At 72.2% G+C, this 20556-nt stretch carries 15 protein-coding genes; 6 read left to right on the top strand and 9 right to left on the bottom strand.

Annotation, left to right across the window (positions count from 1 at the left end; all coding sequences use genetic code 11):
- Positions 1-48: 48 nt before the first annotated feature.
- Positions 49-3237 carry an ATP-binding protein gene (locus tag OO62_RS32385; RefSeq protein WP_051733804.1) on the top strand — a complete coding sequence of 1063 codons (3189 nt, stop codon included), beginning with the start codon at positions 49-51 and terminating at the stop codon, positions 3235-3237.
- Between the two features lie 46 nt (positions 3238-3283).
- Here the strand turns inward: OO62_RS32385 and OO62_RS32380 are convergent, their stop codons facing one another.
- On the bottom strand, positions 3284-3538 hold the full coding sequence (locus OO62_RS32380) for a hypothetical protein (RefSeq protein WP_033271241.1): 255 nt from the start codon (positions 3536-3538) through the stop codon (positions 3284-3286).
- 102 nt (positions 3539-3640) lie between these two features.
- Positions 3641-4600 carry a D-2-hydroxyacid dehydrogenase family protein gene (locus OO62_RS32375; protein ID WP_033271240.1) on the bottom strand — a complete coding sequence of 320 codons (960 nt, stop codon included), beginning with the start codon at positions 4598-4600 and terminating at the stop codon, positions 3641-3643.
- A 312-nt stretch (positions 4601-4912) separates the two neighbouring features.
- Here OO62_RS32375 and OO62_RS32370 point away from each other — a divergent pair, with 312 nt between their 5' ends.
- Positions 4913-6034, top strand: a complete 1122-nt coding sequence (locus tag OO62_RS32370; RefSeq protein WP_033271239.1) for an ADP-ribosylglycohydrolase family protein — start codon at positions 4913-4915, stop codon at positions 6032-6034.
- Positions 6035-6136: 102 nt separating this feature from the next.
- On the opposite strand, the gene OO62_RS32365 is transcribed toward OO62_RS32370, so the two are convergent.
- From OO62_RS32365 to OO62_RS32355, 3 genes are all read right to left on the bottom strand, one after another.
- Positions 6137-7843 carry a sodium:solute symporter family protein gene (locus tag OO62_RS32365; RefSeq protein WP_228332468.1) on the bottom strand — a complete coding sequence of 569 codons (1707 nt, stop codon included), beginning with the start codon at positions 7841-7843 and terminating at the stop codon, positions 6137-6139.
- 410 nt (positions 7844-8253) lie between these two features.
- Entirely contained in the window at positions 8254-9039 is a 786-nt protein-coding gene (locus OO62_RS32360; protein WP_033271238.1) for an SDR family oxidoreductase, read from the bottom strand.
- Positions 9040-9197: 158 nt separating this feature from the next.
- Positions 9198-10430: an aminotransferase-like domain-containing protein gene (locus OO62_RS32355; protein ID WP_051733803.1), complete on the bottom strand. Its 1233-nt coding sequence runs from the start codon at positions 10428-10430 to the stop codon at positions 9198-9200.
- 190 nt (positions 10431-10620) lie between these two features.
- Between OO62_RS32355 and OO62_RS32350 the strand changes: the two genes are divergently transcribed.
- A complete protein-coding gene (locus OO62_RS32350) occupies positions 10621-11517 on the top strand; it encodes a hypothetical protein (RefSeq protein WP_051733802.1) in 897 nt (298 codons plus the stop codon).
- 163 nt (positions 11518-11680) lie between these two features.
- On the opposite strand, the gene OO62_RS32345 is transcribed toward OO62_RS32350, so the two are convergent.
- The 3 genes from OO62_RS32345 to OO62_RS32335 form a co-directional block, all read right to left on the bottom strand.
- Positions 11681-11890, bottom strand: a complete 210-nt coding sequence (locus OO62_RS32345) for a DUF397 domain-containing protein (protein ID WP_033271237.1) — start codon at positions 11888-11890, stop codon at positions 11681-11683.
- Positions 11891-12088: 198 nt separating this feature from the next.
- Positions 12089-12955: a helix-turn-helix domain-containing protein gene (locus OO62_RS32340; protein ID WP_033271236.1), complete on the bottom strand. Its 867-nt coding sequence runs from the start codon at positions 12953-12955 to the stop codon at positions 12089-12091.
- Between the two features lie 359 nt (positions 12956-13314).
- The gene (locus OO62_RS32335) at positions 13315-14085 is read right to left on the bottom strand and encodes a GOLPH3/VPS74 family protein (protein ID WP_033271235.1); all 771 of its coding nucleotides are present in this window, start codon (positions 14083-14085) and stop codon (positions 13315-13317) included.
- A gap of 241 nt (positions 14086-14326) precedes the next feature.
- Between OO62_RS32335 and OO62_RS32330 the strand changes: the two genes are divergently transcribed.
- The 3 genes from OO62_RS32330 (at position 14327) to OO62_RS32320 (ending at position 20165) form a co-directional block, all read left to right on the top strand.
- Complete coding sequence (locus tag OO62_RS32330; protein WP_033271234.1) at positions 14327-17299, top strand: D-alanyl-D-alanine carboxypeptidase family protein; 2973 nt, start codon at positions 14327-14329, stop codon at positions 17297-17299.
- A 389-nt stretch (positions 17300-17688) separates the two neighbouring features.
- A complete protein-coding gene (locus tag OO62_RS32325; RefSeq protein WP_228332467.1) occupies positions 17689-19170 on the top strand; it encodes a glycosyltransferase family 39 protein in 1482 nt (493 codons plus the stop codon).
- A 164-nt stretch (positions 19171-19334) separates the two neighbouring features.
- The gene (locus OO62_RS32320) at positions 19335-20165 is read left to right on the top strand and encodes an isocitrate lyase/PEP mutase family protein (RefSeq protein ID WP_033271232.1); all 831 of its coding nucleotides are present in this window, start codon (positions 19335-19337) and stop codon (positions 20163-20165) included.
- A gap of 81 nt (positions 20166-20246) precedes the next feature.
- Here the strand turns inward: OO62_RS32320 and OO62_RS32315 are convergent, their stop codons facing one another.
- Positions 20247-20531 (bottom strand): hypothetical protein, encoded by a 285-nt coding sequence (locus OO62_RS32315; RefSeq protein ID WP_033271231.1) that lies wholly within the window; start codon positions 20529-20531, stop codon positions 20247-20249.
- Positions 20532-20556: the final 25 nt, after the last annotated feature.

Genomic DNA, 20556 nt, shown 5'->3' with positions numbered 1-20556 from the left:
CAGCAAGCCGGCGGGCGGCACCAGCCGTCGTGAACGGGGGTGGACAGGATGGAGCGCAGCAGGCTGTCGCGGCAGGAGCTGATCCGGCAGCGACGACGGGCCGGGTTCGTCGGACGGCGGACGGAGATCGAGAACTTCCGGGCCAACTTCACCCGCAGCGTGGAAGATCCGGGACAGCAGTTCCTGTTCCATGTGCACGGCCAGGCAGGCGTCGGGAAGACGTCCCTGATCCGGCAGTTCGAGGAGACCGCCCGCGAGCAGGGCGCACCGACGGCATACGTCGACGAGTCGGCGCACACCATCCCCGAGGCGATGGCGGCCATCAGCCGCCAACTGGCCGCCCAGGGGCGCCCCTTGAAGGTGTTCGACAAGCTCCTCGCCACCTACCGGGAACGACGGCACGAGGCCGAGGCGGTGGCCGTCGCCGAGCAGGGGCCGCCCGGCGCGGCCGACGCGGGCGGCGACGCCCAGGGGAGCGGCCCCTCGCCCGGCAGCATCATCGCGGCGCAGGCGGGACTCGCCGCTCTCGGGCTGCTGCCCGGCGTCGGGGCCGTCACCGGGGCGCTGGACGCCCGGCAGATGGCGCGCGGCGCGGACCGGCTGCGGGGGCTGCTCAGCGCCCGGCTGCGCAATCACGACGACGTCGAACTGGTGATGGAGCCGGTGGCGGCCCTGACACCGGTGTTCGTCCGCGAGGTGGGCGCCGTCGCCGACGAGGTGCCCTGGCTGGCCCTCTTCTTCGACACCTACGAACGGACCGGCCCGCTGCTCGACACCTGGCTGCGCGACGTCCTGGTCAGCGACCGGTACGGCCCGCTGGCACCCAATGTGGTGGTGACGCTGGCCGGCCAGACCGCCCTGGACCACCGCTGCTGGGCAGACCACCTCGACTGCGTGGCGGCACTGCCGCTGGACGCCTTCACCGAGGGCGAGGCACGGCAGTACCTGGCGACCAGGGACATCGTCGACGAACGCATCGTCGAGGTGATCCTGCGGCTGTCCGGCGGGCTGCCGGTGCTGGTGTCGACCCTCGCCGAGAACCGCCCCCGGGCCGCGGAGGCCGTCGACGATCCCAGTGACACGGCCGTCGAGCGCTTCCTGAAGTGGGAGACGGACCCCGTCCGCCGTGAGGCGGCGCTCGCCGCCGCGCTGCCCCGCTCCCTCGACGAGGACGTCTTCCGGACCGCGGTGGACCCGGCCGCCGCAGGGCAGTTCGGCTGGCTGTGCGGGCTGCCGTTCGTCACCGGCCGGTCGGGCCGCCGGCAGTACCACGAGGTGGTGCGCACCGCGATGCTGCGCCTCCAGCGGCGCAGATCCCCGCAGACCTGGACGGCCCGGCACCGGCGGCTCGCCGAGGCCGCGCGGGACCGCCGCAGGGAGTGCGCCGACGACAACGACCCGGCGCGGTCCTGGGGCGACGAACGCTGGGTGGAGCAGCGACTGCGGGAGACGTATCACGCGCTCTGCGCGGACCCGCACCCCGCGCTCGACGAGGCGCTGGCCGACATGCGGGACGCGGCCGAGTACGAACGGCCCGTGGTGCGCCGGGTGGCCGAGGGTATCCGCCAGGCCGGCGAGGACGCCGATGCCCCCGAGGTCAGGGAGTGGGGCGAGCGGCTGGTCGCCGCCTGCGCGGAGGAGGGCAACGGCCTGGCCGCGGTGCTGACCGCTCTGCTCGCCCGGCCCGGGCTGGAGGTGGCCGAGCAGGCCCGCATCCACCGCATCCGGGGCCGTGAGTACCGCCTGGCCGAAGCGTGGCCACAGGCGTTCGCCGACTTCGACCGCTGTCTGGAGCTGAGCCCGCGCGACGCCGCGGCGCTGCTCGAACGGGGGCTGACCCACCGCTACATGCGCCGCTTCGACCGGGCCACCGAGGACTACCTCCGCGCCCTGGAGGTCGCACCGGACTCGGTGGACGCCGCCGCCCAGCTCGGCGAGGCATACCGCCTCATGGGCCGGTTCGAGGAGGCCGTCACCGCCTTCGACGGCGTGCTGGCCCGGCAGCCCCGGCACGCCTTCACCCTTGGCAGCCGGGCCGTCTGCCTGCGGCGCCTCGGCCGCCACGACGAGGCGCTGGTGGGCCTGGCACGCGCCATCGAGATCAACGCCGACTACGCCTGGGCGATGGCCGAACGGGGCGCCACCTACCGTGACAGGCGGCAGTACGCCCTGGCCCTGGCGGAGTTCGACCGGGCGCTGGAGGTCAACCCCGCCTACGTCTGGGCCCACGCCCGCCGGGGAATGACCCTGCGCGACATGGGCCGCCACCAGGAGGCCCTGACCGCCCTCGGACGCGCGGCTGAACTCCGGCCGGACAACGCCTGGGTGAAGGGGGAGCGCTGCCGCACCTGGTTGGAGATGAAGCGGTACCAGCAGGCGCTCGCGGAGGCCGAACGGACCCTGGCCCTCGCGCCCACCGACGCCTGGGCCCGTACGGCGCGTGGGCTGGCGCTGCGCGCGCTCGGCCGCTGCGAAGAGGCCCGCGCCGAACTCACCGCCGCCCTGCAACTCACCCCGGACTCCTGGCAGACCACGGCGGCACGAGGCAGAGCCAACCTGCTCGCGGGCCGGCCGGCGGAGGCCCTCGCCGACTTCGACCGCGCACTCGCCACAAGCGGCCCGAACGCCGCGCTCCTCGCCCTCAAGGCCGGGTGCCTGCGCCGCACCGGAAACCTCGACGCCGCGCACGAGACGCTGGAGGCGGCGCGCGGCGCGCTCCCCGGCGGGCGGCACGCCCCCGAGGGCGAGCGGGACCCGGACGACAGGGCGACGGGAGCCCCCGACGCGGTCGCCGCGCACCTGAGGGTCCGGTACGAGGCGGCACTGCTGGCCGGGGCACGCGAAGGGGTGGACGCGGCCGGGCCGGTGTCCGCATGGCAGGCGTTGCGGTCCGCCGGCGCCGCTGTCGACGGGGACCGCGACGGCCACGGCGGCGGGGGCGTCGACGGCGGCAGCGGTGGCGGCGGACCCGACGGTGATCCGTACGGCCTCGCAGGTGCGGCAACGGTGTTGGCGGAGGTCGTCTGCTGCTGCGCCCTCGGGGACTGGGCGGGGGCCGAGGACGCAACGGCACGGTTGCTCGACGGAGCTGCCTGGGAGGTCGTCGCCGAGACCGAGTTGGGGATACGTGATCTGGCACGGCTGCCGGGGGCGAACGCGGAGAGGCTGGCGGCCGTCCGCGACGGGCTGATACGCAGGATGGCAACCGCGGCCGGCCACCTTGACCTACCGGGCTGACGGACCGGCCGGCCTGGCGGAGTGACCGGCCCGTGCCCGGGCCGCGCTACTCGCCCTCGTATTCGGCCTCGTGCTGGAGGATGCACTGCTGCCACTGCGACAGTGCCTCCTCACGGTCGCCTCCGCTGTCCTGGGCGGCGACGATCAGCGCATCCGCGGCCATGGCGGCCAGCCGCACCGCGATATGGCAGACATCGCGCTGGGGGAGCGGCCGGAGCAGTTCCACCGCGCCGTCGCTGTCCCCGGACAGTGCGGAGGCGACGACCGCCATCGTGGTGCGATCCCACTCGTACTCGGACATGGGGAGAGCATGCCCAGCGTGGGGCGTTGCCATCATCGAACGGATAAGCGCCCCGACGTCGCCGCATACCGTCAGGAACGGGACACGAGGGAAGTGAAGCCCTCAGTGCAGTTGGCGGATCGGGGCGCCTGCGAGAAAGGCGGTGATGTCCTCGACGGCCTGTTGGAAGTAGCCCTCGTAGTTGCGGCGGGTGACGTAGCCGAGGTGGGGGAGGGCCAGGACGTTCGGGAGGGTGCGCAGCGGATGGTCGGCGGGCAGCGGTTCCTGCTCGAAGACGTCGAGGCCGGCGCCGGCGATCCAGTTCTCGCGCAGTGCCTGGAGCAGCGCGGACTGGTCGACGATCGCGGCACGGGAGGTGTTGATGAGATAGCTGGTAGGCCGCATGCGGCGGAGTTCGGCGGCGCCGAGCAGGCCACGGGTCCGCTCGCCGAGGACGAGGTGCACGGAGACGAAGTCGCTGCCCTCCAGGAGCTCCTCCTTGGTGGCGGCGGCACGTACGCCGGCCTCCGCCGCGCGTTCGGGGGTGAGGTTCCGGCTCCAGGCGACCACGTCCATGCCGAAGGCCAGACCGATCCGAGCGACCCGGGTGCCGATCTTGCCGAGGCCGAGCAGCCCGAGCGTGCGGCCGTGCAGATCGGCGCCGAGCGTGCTCTGCCAGGGGCCGCCTGCGCGGAGGGCGGTGTTCTCGGTGACGACGTCGCGGGCCAGGCCGAGGATCAGGGCCCAGGTGAGTTCGACGGGCGGTTCGGTGTTGCTGGCGGTGCCGCAGACGGTGACGCCGTGCCGGGCGGCGGCATCCAGATCGATGGCGGCGTTGCGCATTCCGGAGGTGATCAGAAGCCGTAGCCGGGGGAGCCGGGCGAGGAGTGAGGCGGGGAACGGGGTGCGCTCCCGCATGGCGACCACGATCTCGCAGTCGCCGATCGCCGCGACCACCTCGTCCTCGGAGCGGAAGGGCTGCCGCAGCGTACGAACGTCCACGGCGTCGGCCAACGGGGACCAGTCGGCCGTGGAGAGGGCGACGCCCTGGTAGTCGTCGAGTACGGCGCAACGCGGTGTCATGCGGAAACTCCCGAAAGCTGAGGAAAGGGGCAAGGGGTCAAGGGGTAAGGGGGAGGTGGCAGAGGGCAGGGGCAGGTGGCCGGGGGCCGGGTGGCCGGGTGGCGGAGAGTGAACGGTGGTCGGTGGTCGGTTACCGGGCGGAGGGGGAAAACAGCTGCCCCCTCCCCATCCGGACCGTATCGCCCAAAAGCCGCCTAGCCAGCGACTATTCACATACTCACCTGGCCGGAAATTGATCAATCGTGGTCGATTACAGTGCTGCGCCAGGGGCCCCACAAGGCCCCGGGACGTAGTGAGCTTCAGGAGGGCGCAGTGAGCGCAGCGGGAGGCGGCACCGCTATCTGGGGGCGCGCGGAACAGCAGGACTTCCGCAGCCGGGTACGCGGCTGCCTGCTCGGCGGCGCCATCGGCGATGCGCTGGGCGCCGGTATCGAATTCGACGCGCTCGATGCGATCCGTGAGGCGCACGGCCAGGAGGGCGTGACGGACTTCGTGCCCGCCTTCGGGAGGCGCGGTGCGGTCACCGACGACACCCAGATGACCCTGTTCACCGTGGACGGGCTGATCCGCGCCCAGGTCCGCCGCGACACCGGGGCCTGGCATCCGCCCACCGACGTCCACCGCGCCTATCTGCGCTGGGCCACCACCCAGCGCGACTGGGGCCCCGACGAGCGCAAGAAGGACGACGGCTGGCTCGCCCGTGAGGAGTGGCTCTACTCCCGGCGCGCGCCGGGCCGGGCCTGCCTGTCCGGCCTCGGCGACGAGGCGATGGGCACGCTCGACAAGCCCAAGAACCCCGACTCGAAGGGCTGCGGCGCGGTGATGCGCTCCGCGCCGTTCGGGCTGCTGGTGGGCTGGGAGCCGCAGCTGGTCTTCCAGCTCGCCGTCGAGTGCGCGGCGCAGACGCACGGCCACCCCACCGGCTACCTCGCCGCCGGCGCCTTCGCCGTCATCAGCCACTCGCTGGCCCGTGGCGAGGACCTCGACGGTGCCGTGCAGAAGGCGCTGGCACATCTGGCCACCCGCCCCGGCCACGAGGAGACCACCGACGCCCTCAAGCGCGCGCTCGGCGCCGTACGGCAGGGCATGCCGACGCCCGCCCGGGTCGAGTCACTGGGCGAGGGCTGGACGGCGGAGGAGGCGCTGTCCATCGGTGTGTACTGCGCGCTGGTCGCCGAGGACATGCGGCACGGCCTGCTGCTCGCGGTCAACCACAGTGGTGACAGCGATTCCACCGGCTCCATCTGCGGCAATCTGCTGGGCACGCTGCACGGTGAGACGGCGCTGCCGCCCGAGTGGCTGGTCGAGCTGGAGGGCCGGGAGACGATCCTGCAGCTGGCCGACGACTTTTCGATGGAGATGACGCAGGGACCCGCCCTGCACGGCCCGGCCGGCTCGTCACCGGGCTGGCTCGCCCGCTACCCGCGCGCCTAGCACCCCTGGCACCAGGCCCCACGGCATAAGGCCCCACGCCCCACGACCCACCGCGTGTCCGGCGCCCACCCGTCGAGGCACGAGCCGCCACGCCCGTTGGCCCTACGGCCTGAGCCCCGGCCCGTCCTGCCTTCGCCCGTCCCCCCTTCGCTCGTCCCCGGCCCGCCCCTCCGACCCGGCCGCCTGCTCCGGAATCCCCGCGAGACCCGCCGCCGCCCCAGCACCACCAGCACCACCAGCACCAGCGCCCGCCCCAGCGCCACCATCGGCACCAGCACCCGCACCAGCACCCGCCCCAGCCACCGCCCAGGCCCCGGTGGTGCCGTCGTCGTCGCCCCCGGAGTTGATCCGCGCCAGCACCGCGTCCCGCTCCTCGGTGCCCTCCGGCCGTACGAGGCCGAGCAGGAGGTAGAGCACGAGTGAGGTGGCGACCGGCGAGACGATCTGGATCTGCAACTGGACATCACTCAGGCCGTAGTTGGTCAGCCAGAAGGCGAACAGGCCGGCCGCCCACGAACCCAGCGCCGCCGTCGGCCCCGACCTGCGGAAGACCCGCAGCATGCCGAGCAGGAACGGGATGGAGATCGGGCCGACCAGTCCGGCGACCCACTTGATGACGACGGTGATGATGTCCTTGAACGCTGGCGAGTTGACCTGGGTCGCTATCGCCATCGACAGCGCCAGGAAGGCGACCGTCGACAGCCGCGCGGCCAGCAGCCCGGCCCGGTGCGACCAGGCGCGCGCCCTCGCCGAGAGGGCCGGCGCGATGTCGCGGGTGAAGACGGCCGAGATGGCGTTGGCGTCCGACGAGCACATCGCCATCGTGTGGGAGAAGAAGCCGACAATGACCAGCCCCAGAAGGCCGTGCGGCAGCAGGCGTTCGGTCAGCAGCGCGTACGAGTCGGAGGCGTCCGGCTTCTGCGCCTTGACCAGCAGCGGTGCCACCCACATGGGGAAGAAGAGGACGGCGGGCCAGATGAACCACAGCAGTGCCGAGAGCCTTGCCGAGCGCTTCGCCTGCCGGGGGCTGGCGGTGGCCATGAAGCGCTGGGCCTGGTTCCACATGCCGCCGCTGTACTCGAAGGTCTTGATGAAGAGGTAGGCGAGCAGAAAGGTCAGGGTGTACGGGCCGACGGTCGGCTGGGTGTGGCTGTCGGGCAGCTTGTCCCACACGGTCCACAGCGAGCTGAAACCGCCCAGCTCGCCCAGGACGGTGACCAGCATCGCGACGCCGGCCAGCAGCTGGATGACGAACTGCCCCAGCTCGGTGAGCGCGTCCGCCCACAGTCCGCCGACGGTGCAGTACACGCCGGTGATCAGGCCCGTGATGAGGATGCCCTGGTTGAGCGACATGCCGGTGAAGACGGACAACAGGGTGGCGATGGCCGCCCACTTGGCGCCCACGTCCACGATCTTCAGCAGTACGCCGGACCAGGCCAGCGCCTGCTGCGTCGGCAGGTTGTAGCGGGCCTTGAGGTACTCCAGCGGCGAGGCGACACCGAGCCGTGAGCGCAGCCGGTTGAGCCGTCCCGCGAACAGGCGCGCTCCGATGGCGATACCGATCGCGATGGGGAAGGACCAGGTGACATAAGAGGTGATGCCGTATTGGTAGGCGATACCGGCGTACCCGGTGAACATCACTGCGCTGTAGCCGGACATGTGGTGCGAGATGCCGGACAGCCACCACGGCATCTTGCCGCCTGCGGTGAAGAAGTCGCTGACGTCGTCCACCCTCTTGTGCGACCACACACCGATCGCGACCATCACGCCGAAGTAGCCGATGAGTACGGCCCAGTCGAGACTGTTCATGCCCCCTCCAGGGGTCCGCCTTGTGAACGTTCTTCACTTCGCCGTGACGTCCTGTGGGGTGGGGTCCCCTTGCGGGAGTGGGGACTTCGGGGATTGAACCGCCGTTTGAGCGGACTGGTCAAGACCATCACTGGTCATGGATATGAATCACGATCAGCAAAGCGAACGATTTTGCATCCCCTTGACTCTCGCGGGCGTTGTCCCGCGCCGACCGCCGAACCCACGATGAACGGACACTTCGCCGGGCGCCGTTGGCTTGGCCCGCACGCACCACCGCACGGGAACGGGATCCCGCGCGGCCACAGCCGTTTGAAGGAGGAGGGGGGAGAGGGGAAGGGGGGAGAGAAGGGGAGGGGTCGGCGGGGCGGCGAGCAGGGCCGGCGCGCAGGTCCGGCTCTCGCAGTGGACCGCTACCGCATCAGCTCGCCCGCGTTGACCAGCAGCGACTGGCCCGTGATGGCGCGCGCCCGGTCGGAGGCCAGGAACACGGCGGTCTCCGCCACGTCCGCGTCCGTCGCCAGCTCGGGCAGTGCCATCCGTTCGGTGAGCCGGGCCAGTACCTCGGCCTCCGGTACGCCCTCGGTGTGCGCCTGGAAGCGTACGTACGCCTCGACCGGCGGGCCCCACATCCAGCCGGGCTGCACGGTGTTCACCCGTATCCGGTCCGGCCCGAGCTCGCGCGCCAGCGAGTACATCGCGGAGACCAGCCCGCCCTTGGATGCTGCGTACGCCGCCTGCTGGACCTGTGAGGGGGCGGCGACCGACGACTGGGTGCCGATCATCACCACCGAACCGCCGCCGCGTGCCGTCAGCGAGGGCAGACAGGCCCGGGTCATCCGCAGGGTGCCGAAGAGGTTGACGTCCACGACATCGCGCCAGGAAGCGAAGTCGGCCTCCCGCAGGCCGCCGAAGAGCGCGTCGAGCGCGGCGACATGGACCACCGCGTCGATCCCGCCGAACCGCTCCACCGCGAGCCCGGCCAGCGCCTCGCACTGCCCCTCGTCGCTGATGTCGGTCGCCCGCCAGGCCGTCCGCTCGCCCGAAGGGTCGATGAGCGCGGCCGACTTGGCGAGGTTCGCCTCCGTACGGGCGCCCAGCACCACCGAGGCGCCGTCCCGTACGCACGCCGCCGCGACCTGATGGCCGAGGCCGGCCCCCACGCCCGAGACGATGACGGTCTTGTTCCGCAGCAGCATCTCTGCCTCCTGTCGGGCCGGCCCGGCGCATCCGTCAACAGAACTGATGGGGCGTCAGGTAGAGGCGTCAGGGTAGGGCGGAGGGCGTCGGAAGGCCAGAGGCGGCGGCGATCCGGTGGCCAGGGGGCGGGGCGGGCCGCCCCCTGGCCACCGGGGGCTCACCCCTCGCGGCGGGCGCCCTCCAGTGCCTTGCGCAGGCGGCCCAGGCCCTCGCGGATCTCCTCCGGCGCGTGCGTCACGAACGACAGCCTGGCGGCGGTCGGGTCCGGCGCCCCGGCGAAGAACGGCGCCCCGGGGACGTAGGCGACGTCATGCTTGACGACCTCGGGCAGCAGCGCCGCCGCGTCGTAGCCCGGCGGGAGCGTCGCCCACACGAACATGCCGCCCGCCGGACGGTTCCACCGCGAGCCCTCCGGGAGCGCCGCGGGCAGCCCGTCGATCAGCGCGTCCCGCCGCGCGCGGTAGGCGTCGCGCACCCGCGCCAGATGGTCGTCCAGGTCCGTGACCGCCAAGTACCGGGCGGCGGCGGCCTGATCGATGGTCGAGGTGTGCAGATCGGCGGCCTGCTTGGCGATGGCACAGGCCCGCCGCAGCGCGGCCGGCGCCCGCACCGTGCCCAGCCGCAGCCCCGGCGCCATCACCTTGGAGAACGACCCGAGCAGCGCCGTACGGTCCTCGGCCCCAGGGAAGGCCGCCACCCACGGCGCCGGCTCGCCCTCGAACCGCAGCTCCCCGTACGGGTCGTCCTCGGCGATCCACAGGCCGCGGCGGGCGGCCACCTCGGCGACCGCGGCCCGTCGCTCGGCGGACAGCGTGCGGCCGGTCGGGTTCTGGAAGGTGGGGATGACGTAGAGCAGCTTGGGCCGCTCGCGCGCGGCGATCTTGTCCAGCGCGGCCGGGTCCAGGCCGCCGTCATCGGTCGGCACCGGGACCACCCGGGCGCCGGCGAACGAGAAGATCTGCAGCGCCGCGAGGTAGCAGGGGTCCTCGACCAGCACCACGTCACCGGGCTCCAGCAGCGCGGTGGCCAGCAGCGACAGGCCCTGCTGGGAACCGGTCGTCACCAGCAGGTCGTCGGCCTCGGTGGGCAGTCCGCGGGCGGAGTAGCGCGCCGCGACGGCCGCCCGCAACGCCGGGTCACCCTCGGTCGTGGAGTACTGGAGGACCCGCCGCGGCGCCTCCGCGAGCACGTGCCGGAAGGCGTTCGCCATGCCCGCCGCGTCGAACAGCTCGGGCGCGGGCAGCCCGCCGGCGAACGATATGACCTCGGGCCGGGCGGTGAGCGCCAGGATGTCGCGTACGGGCGAGCTGCCGGTGCGGGCCGCGCGCGCGGCGAGCGCGGGGGCGGGGGTACGGGCCTCGGAAAGGATCACGTCCGGCACGTCCGGCATGGCAGCTCCCATCGCTCAGATCTGCGGTTAACCCTCGTTAGCTGCAGATGCCAGGCAGCTTAAGCGCGGCGGAAGGCGGTGTGCAGGGGTGCCCGCATAGTGAACGAAGTGCGCCCGTTCCTCCTGCTCCGCCGCCTCCGTCTCCCGCACCCCTCCCCTTCTGATGCTGCGTCAGCTAGACCTGTCTGTCATGACCGCAGACAGCACGGACACACCGGCGGGCTCGGCTGCCGAACCCGCCGCCGAGACTGCCGTGGACACCCGGGCCGCCACCTATGCCGAGCTGGCCGCCATCGGTCCCTACGGCGTGCACCCCGGGCATGCGCTGATCACCATGGTCGAACCGCATCCGGGCCATGAGCACGGCTACAACCGCTGGTACGAGGACGACCACTACATCGCCGGGGCGATGGCGATGCCCTGGATCTTCGCCGGCCGCCGCTGGGTCGCCACCCGCGCGCTGCAACTGCTGCGCTACCCCGAGGAGTCCGCCGTCGCCCGGCCGGTGACGGCCGGCTGCTACCTCTCCACGTACTGGCTCACCGAGGGCCGCTACGACGAGCACATGCGGTGGACCGTCGCCATCAACCGGCGCCTCAACCGGGACGGCCGGATCCACCAGGACCGTACGCACGTCTTCACGGCCTTCCAGGACCATGTGGCGACGGTCTACCGGGACGGGGCGGAGGGCCCCCGGGACTTCCACGCACTGGACCACCCGTACGCGGGGCTGGTGCTGGAGGTGATCGACGCGGCCGGGCCGCGGGAACGGGCGGAGCTGCTGGCGTGGTTGCGCACCCGGCATCTGCCGCAGCGGCTGGCGGGCTCCCCGGCGGCCATGGTCACGGTCTTCCGGCCCACCCCGCTACCCGGCGACCGGATGACGTACGTGAAGCAGGTCGAGGGTGTCGAGACCCGGCTGACGCTGCTGTGGTTCCTCCAGCAGGACCCGCGCGAGGGGTGGGCGGCGCACTTCGCGGACCTGGGGCGGGAGGTGGCGGAGTCAGGGCTGGGGCGCGTGGAGCTGGTGGCGCCGTTCGTTCCGACCGTCCCGGGGACGGACCGGTACGTGGCCGAATTGCGCTGAATTCCGCTCACGGGGCGTAATATCCCCGGGGCCTGGTAGCGGGGAGGCGGGGCGCTCGCGGGAGGGGGCGTGCGGGTCCGGGCAGGGCCGAGCCCCCTCGGCCGGGACGGCGATCCAGTCGAGAGGGCTCGTATCTGCGGAAAGCGGATCGTGAGGGTTCAGGTCACGCCACGTCGAACGTGCCATCGGCGACGTCCGACACAAAGCGGCTCCAGGCGGAGTTGACGAAGGTCAGGCGCGGCCCCTCGGGGTCCTTGGAGTCGCGCACCGCGATGGCAGCGGTGGTGGGGACGGCGATTTCCACGCAGGCGCCGTTGCCACCGGAGTACGAGGACTTGGTCCAGGAGAATGCGGAATTCGGCTGCACGGCCATGTTCACTCCAGCTCACTCTGAGTTACCGCGGATTCGGTAGTGATGACGCTACGCGCCAACATCACGAGCCGCAGAGGCCGTTCACCCGTCCGAATGGCATATTCCTTGATCTCTTTTCATCGGCCAGCGGGCAGGTGTACCGTGCGAACCCTTTCTCCGGAATCCTGGATTCCGCCCGCTTTCCGTGAAGCTCGGGCCTTACCCCCTCGCGTCCGCATGGGATTTCGCCGCCGCGGCGATGAACTCCCTGCTGGCTTCCGCGCTCAGGGCCTGTGCACGCAAATGCTCGTACATGATCGTGTATTTGTGCACATCGTTGGTTTTCTCCAGATAGAGGTCGCTGGTGACGCCTTCGATGTACACCACGCTGGAATCGGAGGCGTCGTCGAATTCCAGGATCGAGAACGTTCCCGACATTCCGGCGTGGGCGCCGGTGTCGTACGGAAGGATCTGCACCGTCACATGTGGCAAATTGCTCATCTCGACGAGATGGTCGAGCTGTTCGCGCATGATCAGGTGGCTGCCGACCACCCGGCGCAGGGCGCTCTCGTCCAGCACCACCCACAGCCGCAGCGGCCGCTCGGGGTCGTTGACCCGCTCCTGGCGGCGCATCCGCACCTGGATGCGCTTCTCCAAGTGGTCCGGCGCCAGCTCGGGGACCGTGCCCGGGATGACGGCCTCGGCGTAACCGGGAGTCTGCAGCAGGCCCGGCACCAGCAGGGACTCGTAGATCCGCAGTGAGGCGGCCTCGGTCTCCAGACCGATGTAGACGCTGTACGGAATGTCGCCGAAGGCGTGCCACCAGCCCTGCTGGCGCGAATCCTTCGCCATCTGCATCAGCGAATCGACTATGCGGTGGTCCTCGACCTCGTACACGCCGCACAGGTCGCGGACATCGCGCTGGCTGATGCTGCGGCGGCCGTTCTCGAGCCTGCTGATCTTCGACTGGGAGACCAGCAGCCGCTCGGCCACCTCTTCCGCCGTCATGCCCTTGAGCTCCCGGAGCCTGCGCAGCTCCTGGCCCAACCGGCGTCGCCTGACGGTGGGGTTGACATTGGACGCCACGGAAAGTGCACCTCCGGCTCCGTACTGCTGTTGTTTCTTCTTCAGCAGACTGCCACTCCGGAGTGACACCGCGCAGTGAAACGCACACACAAGGCGAGCGGTCATGTGCGCGGGGTGGCGGGCCGGCCGTCGTCCGAGACGGCCGGTCCGCCACCCCGCGCTTCTTGCTGCGGCTCCCGAACGGGACTGTGGGGACGGTGGTGCGAATGGTGCGGAGGTGGTGCAAGAGCGGTGCTGACGTGGCCCGGCGCCGGTGCTGCGGGGGCGTCAGGTGTCGTACACCGGTGGTGCGGAACGCCGTACGTGCGCACTGGTGGTGCGAGGGGCGTGCGGCGCGTACGGGCGCGGCCCTCAGGGCGTCAGCGGGCGCCCACCCGGGCCATCCTGCCGTGGCCGTGCCGTGCCTGCCCCGGCGCGCCGGCCGGTTCCGCGGCACGGGCCGCCGGCTGCCGTACGGCTCCTGCTCCCGCTGTTGCTCCGGCGGCCTGCGGCCGTCGGGGCTGTGCCGCGGCACCGTTCTGCACGTCCATGACGGCGTGGGCGACCAGCCCGCCCATCGGGTCGTGCCGGATCAGATCCCGGAGACGGGAGCGCGATGACCGCCCTTCGTTCCCTGGGTAGAGGTGCTTGCCGAGTCCGACCGCATGAGCCAGCGCGGCGAGCGCCGCGGTCCGCGGGTCCGGGGGTACGCCGGTGCGGATCGCGTTGTCCAGCCGGGCCCTGATTTCCCGGCTGATGGCCGTCTCCGTCGCTTGGTAGCGCGTCGTCGGCAGCACCCCGCACATCTGGCCCGCCACGGCATGCACCATGCCGCACCGTTCGAGATGCGTGAGGTACGTCTGGCGAAGCCCCAGTCGGGGTCCGCCGATCCAGTGGACCGCCCGCACCGGACTGCCGCGTCGGCGCAGCAGTTCGAGCGCGGAGTCCAGAGTCGGATCTCCTGTCGGCCGTGCCATCACCACGGCGATACGATCCCCGTCTGGGGCTATCCGTCCTGCCAGAGCCAGCTCTACTAGCTGGGCCCCGGCCAGGCCGAGGTCGAGCGACTGCGGCTGCGCTGTGGTACCCGTCGTCGGGTCCAAAGCGAGCAGCAGAAGCTCCTCCGGAATTGTTCTGCGGCTCCTGCCCATCCATGCCTCCCCGCGTGGATGAATGACAGGGTGACCCCTCTCACATTCATCTGTCGAGAGTGCGTGGGGGGTTCGGTAGGGAACCGGTAGGTATGTCGTTCTCGTCTTGCACGTGGGCGACATCTCTCCGAGGGGTGGGGCGCGTCCCGATTCGCGTGGCGGTGGGGTGACGTCGCGCGGACACAGGACACTTGGAAACACTGGGCCGGGCAGGGCAGTGCGACGTACGAAGGAGACATCGGTGGCGGGCGAGTCCCCCGACAAGTCGGACAAGAAGCAGTCGTCGGGGGAGGCGGCGCAGAGCGGACGTGATCCGCGCCTGTCGGTCCTCCGCGGGAAGCCGGACGAGCCGGCGACGGAGACCGGGGCTGCTGAGGCGGCTGAGGATTCCGAGGCGCCTGGGAAGGGCGAGGCCCCTGAGGGCTCTGACGCGCCTCAGGAGGCCACTGGGGCCACTGCGGACGCCGAGGGCGCCGAGGGCGGCGACGGCCGTCTGCGGGACGCCGTGGCGGCCTGGGTCGCCGGGAAGGGCGACGAGGGCGACGCGGAAGAGGGCGGCGACGGCGCCGACCGCGCCGGTGGCGCCGGGGAGTCCGGCTCCGAGAGTTCCGGGAGTCCGGCCTCTGAGGGCCGTGCGTCCGAGGGGTCCGGGTCGGAGGGTTCCGGCGAGTCCGGCGCCAAGGCGTCGGTGTCCGAGGGCGGTTCGGAGAAGGCCGGTTCGGAGAAGGCCGGCTCTGAGGAGTCCGGCTCCGAGGAGTCTTCCGGTGCGGTGAAGGGCGACTCCGAGGGTGCCGCCGCAAAGCCGGCTGCAAAGTCCGACGCGAAGGCCGATGCGAAGGCCGGAGTGAAGTCCGACGCGAAGGGCGGCAAGTCCGGTGCGAAGGTCGGGGTGAAGGGCGAGGCGAAGACGGACGCGAAGGCCGCGGAGGCTGAGGCCCCCGTCGACGTCACGGACGAGGCGGAGGCGAAGGCTGACGCCAAGGCCAAGGTCGAGCCTGCGGGCAAGGCTGACTCCGAGGTCAAGGGCAAGGCTGAGTCCGGGGCCAAGTCCGGGGCCAAGGCTGAGCGCAAGGTTGTTGATCAGCCGACGGCCGTGTTCAAGACGGTCGGGGCGCAGAAGGGTGCGTCCGGCGCCGAGGGTGACGGGAAGGCCGACGACGCGGCCGGCGAGCCGGGTGACGGCGAGGCCGGTGACGGCGGGTCGGCGGTCGATGACGCCACCCGGGTGTTTGCTGTCGCGAAGGGTAAGGGGAAGGCTGCCTCGGGCGAGGCCGTCGACCAGGCGACCACGGCGTTCAAGATCAACCCGCCCGCCAAGGGCCGGTCCGCGGAGCAGAGCAAGGACACGAAGGACACGTCCGCGGAGCAGGCCAACGGCAAGGCCGCGGAGGGCGCCAAGGGGGCGCTCGGTTCCAAGGACAGCGACAAGGGCAAGGAAGAGGCCGCTTCCAAGGACAAGGCCAAGGACGAGTCCAAGGGCGCCAAGGGCGGTGGCTCCGCTGCCGAGAGCGACGCGGAGCGGACCAGTCAGTTCGTCGCGCTGAAGTCGGCCGACGACTCCGCGGCGGGGCGGTCACTGGGCAAGACGGCGCCCAGGACCCCGGCCCGTACGCCCGGCAAGGACACGTCGAAGGAGACGGCCAAGGAGACCCCGAAGGGCGCGGCGAAGGACGCGACCAAGGATGTCCCCAAGGAGACGTCGAAGGGGGCGGACAAGCCTGCCGGTAAGGCGCCGGGCGCGAGTGGCAAGGCCGCCGCCGCTGCCGGGGCGCTGCCGGCCGCCGCGCCCGCCAAGCCGGGCACGCCGCCGAAGCCCGCCGACCGGCCCGGTGCCATGCCGCCCGCCGCCGACGCGGGCGCCGCGGCCGGGCTGCCCGAGTCGGAGCGGACCAAGCAGCAACCGCTGCCCCCGCTCGACCTGCTGGCCAAGCTCACCAACACCCCGCCGCCGCCCGAGACCCCGCTGCGCATCGTCGTCCGCCGGTTCAAGATCTGGACCCCGCTGGCCGTGCTCCTGGCGATCATCTTCGTGGTGGCCCAGAGCGTGCGCCCGCTGCCCGACCCGACGCTCACCGTCGGCGACGCCACGTCCTCGTTCACCTTCGAGGGCGGCAAGCTCACCATCCCGTGGCCTGCGCAGGGCCAGGCGGCAATCAAGGTGGTGGGCTCCGGTGACCTGGGGACGTTCGGCCCGCAGAAGCCGGTGCCGACCGCGAGCGTGGCCAAGATCATGACGGCCTACGTCATCCTCCGGGACCACCCGCTCAAGAAGGACGAGGGGGGGCCGAAGATCGAGGTCGACGCCAAGGCGGTGACCGAGGGCGGTTCCAGGCACGAGTCCCGGATCGAGGGGCTGAAGGCCGGGCAGAAGTTCAGCCAGCAGAACATGCTCAAGATGCTGATGATCCCGTCCGGCAACAACATCGCCCGGCTGCTGGCCCGTTGGGACACCAAGTCCGACAACGAGGCGGCGTTCGTCAAGAAGATGAACGCCGCCGCCAAGGACCTGGGCATGAAGAACACCACCTACACGGACCCCAGCGGCCTGGACCCCAAGACCGTCAGCACCGCCGTGGACCAGCTGAAGCTGGCCGAGGCCGTCATGAAGTACGACGCCTTCCGGCCGATCGTCGCCATGACGAACGCCGACATCCCGGGCCTGTCGCAGCGGATCAACAGCAACATCGACAACCTGCTGCTGGCCGGCCTGAGCATCAAGGGCATCAAGACCGGCTCCAGCACGGCGGCCGGCGGCACGCTCTCCTGGGCGGCCTACAAGACCGTCGACGGCAAGGACCGGCTGATCCTGGGCACGATGATGGACCAGCACTTCAAGGGCCTGGACCCCGACGGTGCCAACAGCCTCACCCTGGTCAAGGACAACAGCCAGAAGGTCATCGAGGCCGTGCGCAACGCGCTGACCTCTGCCCCGGCGGTGAAGAAGGGCCAGGTCGTCGGCTATGTCGACGACGGCCTGAACGGCCTCACGCCGGTCGTCGCCACCAAGGACCTGAAGGCGGTCGGCGTCCCGGGCCAGAAGCTGAAGCTGAGTGTCGGTGACGGCGGCAAGACCGTCCCGCACACCGCGAAGGCCGGCACCGAGGTCGGTGTGCTGACCGTCGGCAACGGCGAAAGCATGCAGAAGGTGCCGGTCGCCCTGAAGGAGGACCTGGTCGAGCCTTCGTTCGGAGCGAAGCTGGTCCGCATCACCTGAGCCGGCTGCCGGGGGCCGCGGGCGTCCGACCCGCGGCCCCTCGGCATACGCGCCTTGGGCGTCCCCCGGCTTCTCCCTCCCACCCTCCTGCTGCTCGGCCGTCGCACGTCGAACCGGCCTACCCCGACGCCCGTACCCTCCCCTGTGTCGTGGTCTCGTCACGATCGACGGCCGGACCGGCAGGAAACGGCGCGATGGCACCTCGTCGCTCAGCCGGGCGGCCGTGCGTGGCGACTTGGGCCGGGAACGGCCCGGCGAAGATCCACGCGGCGCGCCCGGAACCCGGGCGCGCCGCCGCTTACAGTGTGCTTGCCCGTCCTCCTCCGTCCCGTATGTGACCGGAGTCCGTCATCGACGCAGCGCAAGCACCCAAGGCGTACGCGTCCGCCGTGTCCGCCCGTGAGTGGGTGGCACGGGGGACGGTGGTCCTGATGCCCTCGGGGCTGATGCTGTTCCTGGGGGCGTGGGGCATCCGCCGGCGGGACGCCGTATGGCGGGACGAGGCGGCCACGTACGACATGGCGCACCGCCGCCTCGCCGATCTGTGGCCCACGCTCCAGCACGTCGATGTCGTCCACGGCCTGTACTACGCGCTGATACACGTCTGGTTCCGCGTCTACGACACCACCCTGGGTGGCGCCTTGGGCGAGGTGATCGGCCTGCGGCTGCCGTCCGTGGCCGCCATGACCGCCGCCGCGGCGGGCGTCGCCCTGCTGGGGCAGCGCCTGGTCGGGCGGCGGGCCGGGCTGCTCGCGGGCCTCACCTTCGCGCTCGTCCCGGTCGTGCAGCAGTACGCCCAGGAGGGCCGTTCCTACGCGGCGGTCTGCGCGCTGGTCGTCTGGGCGACGTATCTGCTGGTGCTGACCGCGGCCCGGCCGCCGCGCCGAACACTGTGGCCGGGTTACACGGCGCTGATGCTGTGCGCCTGTCTGCTGCACGAGTTCGCGTCGCTGGCGCTGGCCGCGCACGGCGCCGCACTGGTGCTCGCGCGTCTGCCGCGCCGGGTGCTGCGCGCCTGGGCCCTGTGCTGCCTGACCGTCCTCGCGGTGCTCGCGCCGCTGGCCGTCTACAGCAGCCGGCAGTCCGCGCAGCTCAGCTGGCTGATGTGGCCGGACCCGCTGCAGTTGCTGACCTTCGCCGTCCTCGCGGTGCTCGGCGTCGCCTGCGCCCGCGTGCCGGTGCGCTCCCGCGGCCCGGTCGGCCTGCGGGCCGTGGGCATCCCCCTCCTGCTCCTGCCCACCCTCCTGCTGCTGCTCCTCTCCCACGTCGAGCCGGCCTACGTCGACCGCTACGTCCTCTACTACGTCGTGGGGTTCGCGCTGCTCGCCGGGGCCGCGCTGGCCCGGCTGCTGCGTCCGGCCGGCGAACAGGGCCAGACCCGCGCCCGGCGGCTGCGCAGAAGCCTCGCGGTGGCGGCGGCGGTGGCCGCGCTGCTGCCCGTCAACGTCCATCTGCGCAGCCCCGACAGCCGGGTCGACGACGTCACCGCGGTCGCCGAGGCCGTACGCGCGCAGGCCCGGCCCGGCGACGGCCTGCTGTTCATGCCGTCCCGGCGGCGGATCTGGCGGGCCACCCTTCCGCACGACTTCCGCGGTCTGACCGACCTCGCCCTGGCCAGCAGCCCGCGGGCCTCCCACACCCTCTACGGCACCGAACGCTCCGGCGACGCCATCCACGACCGGATACTGACCGTCCGCCGGATCATCGTCGCGGGCGACCCCGACGGCCGGCCCACCGACGACAGCGACCAGGAGATCGCCAAGCGCAGCACCCTGCGCGACGCCTTCGAGCGCTGCGCCGGCACGGACGTCCACGGTGCCCGGGTCACGGTGTACGGGCGGCGGCCGGGGGCGTGCGCGGGGCAGGGGTAGCCGCGGCGGCCGCGCCCGGGACACCCGGGGCGTGGCGGCGGGGCCGCGGCGGGAAGGGGGCGAGGGCCGTGCGGGCGGGTGCTGTACGCCGGAGTGGTCATCGCGCCCCGGCCCGCCGCGAGTCTTCGGTGGCTACGGCGGGCAGACATGCCTACGGTGCCGGTATGAGTAGCTCCCCGGAGTACGCCACCTTCCATTTCCACGCGCTGCACCACGCCGACCAGCCGCTGCTGCTGCCCAACGCCTGGGACGTCGCCTCGGCCGCCGTGCTCGCCGGGGCCGGATTCCCGGCGGTCGGCACGACGAGCCTGGGAGTCGCCGCGGCCCACGGCTACCCCGACGGGCGGGCGCTCGCCGAGGCCCGGGACGCGACGCTGGCCCTGGCGCTGCGCCTCAACGGCCGGCTGGAGTGCCCGTACACCGTCGACATCGAGGGCGGATTCGGCGGCGACGCGGCCCAGGTGGCCAATCTCGCGGGGGAGTTGGCGGAGGCCGGGGCCGCGGGGCTCAATCTGGAGGACGGGCTGCCGGGTGGCGCGGGGCTGCAGGATCCGGCCCGGCAGGCCGAGTTGATCAGCGCCGCGAAGGAGCGGGCGCCGGGGCTGTTCCTCAACGCCCGGATCGACACCCACTGGCTGGTGGACGCCCCGCCGCCGCTGTCGGTGACGCTCTCCCGCGCCGAGAGCTATCTGGCGGCGGGCGCGGACGGGATCTTCGTCCCCGGGGTGGTCGCCGACGAGGACGTGGCGGTGCTGGTCGCCGAGGTGCCGGCGCCGGTGAACATCCTGTTCACCCCGGGCCGGCACACCCTCGGCCGGCTGGCGGAGCTCGGGGTGCGCCGCATCAGCACCGGCTCGCTGCTCTTCCGTACGGCGCTGCAGGCCACGCTCGGGGCGGCGGAGGCCATCCGGGAGGGGCGGGAGCTGCCGGACGTGACCGGGACCGGCGGCGGGGTGCTGGGGTACGGGGACGTGCAGCGGATGCTGGGGGAGTAGCGGCCCGCTCCCTGGGAACGGACCACGCTCCGGCCGCGGTTTTCCGGCGGCCGGTCCGTACGCCGGGCCGGCCGGTCCGGGTCAGATGCGGCGGCTGCGGCTGCCGTGCCGCCGGCGGTGCACGACGGCGACCGCGCCCGCCACGCCCAGCGCGCCGGCACCGCCGATGAGGCCCGCCTTGGGCAGATGGCCGGCCTTCTCGGCCAGTCCCGCCAGCCCGTTGTCGGGCAGCATGATCGACGTCCGGCTCTCCGTGGGCGCGGTGGAATCGGCGGCGGAGGCGGCGCCCGCGGGAAGCAGCAGGACGGCCAGCGCGCCGGTCGCGACGGTGGCGGTACGGATCATGGAGCGGCTCCGGCTCCGCATGGGTACTCCTCGTCGGGGGCGGCGT

The sequence above is a fragment of the Streptomyces lydicus genome, assembly GCF_000717345.1.
Lineage (GTDB): Bacteria > Actinomycetota > Actinomycetes > Streptomycetales > Streptomycetaceae > Streptomyces > Streptomyces lydicus.
The sequence above is the reverse complement of the archived record's forward strand: the minus strand, read 5'-3'. Positions and strand labels throughout refer to the sequence as shown.

Coding starts and splice junctions, on each gene's coding strand:
- OO62_RS32360 (WP_033271238.1), bottom strand. CDS start 9,039: ATGCTGCTGCGGAACAAGACCGTCATCGTCTCGGGCGTGGGGGCCGGC.
- OO62_RS32350 (WP_051733802.1), top strand. CDS start 10,621: ATGACCGCAGACAGCACGGACACACCGGCGGGCTCGGCTGCCGAACCC.
- OO62_RS32380 (WP_033271241.1), bottom strand. CDS start 3,538: ATGTCCGAGTACGAGTGGGATCGCACCACGATGGCGGTCGTCGCCTCC.
- OO62_RS32375 (WP_033271240.1), bottom strand. CDS start 4,600: ATGACACCGCGTTGCGCCGTACTCGACGACTACCAGGGCGTCGCCCTC.
- OO62_RS32365 (WP_228332468.1), bottom strand. CDS start 7,843: ATGAACAGTCTCGACTGGGCCGTACTCATCGGCTACTTCGGCGTGATG.
- OO62_RS32320 (WP_033271232.1), top strand. CDS start 19,335: ATGAGTAGCTCCCCGGAGTACGCCACCTTCCATTTCCACGCGCTGCAC.
- OO62_RS32335 (WP_033271235.1), bottom strand. CDS start 14,085: ATGGGCAGGAGCCGCAGAACAATTCCGGAGGAGCTTCTGCTGCTCGCT.
- OO62_RS32315 (WP_033271231.1), bottom strand. CDS start 20,531: ATGCGGAGCCGGAGCCGCTCCATGATCCGTACCGCCACCGTCGCGACC.
- OO62_RS32345 (WP_033271237.1), bottom strand. CDS start 11,890: ATGGCCGTGCAGCCGAATTCCGCATTCTCCTGGACCAAGTCCTCGTAC.
- OO62_RS32385 (WP_051733804.1), top strand. CDS start 49: ATGGAGCGCAGCAGGCTGTCGCGGCAGGAGCTGATCCGGCAGCGACGA.
- OO62_RS32355 (WP_051733803.1), bottom strand. CDS start 10,430: ATGCCGGACGTGCCGGACGTGATCCTTTCCGAGGCCCGTACCCCCGCC.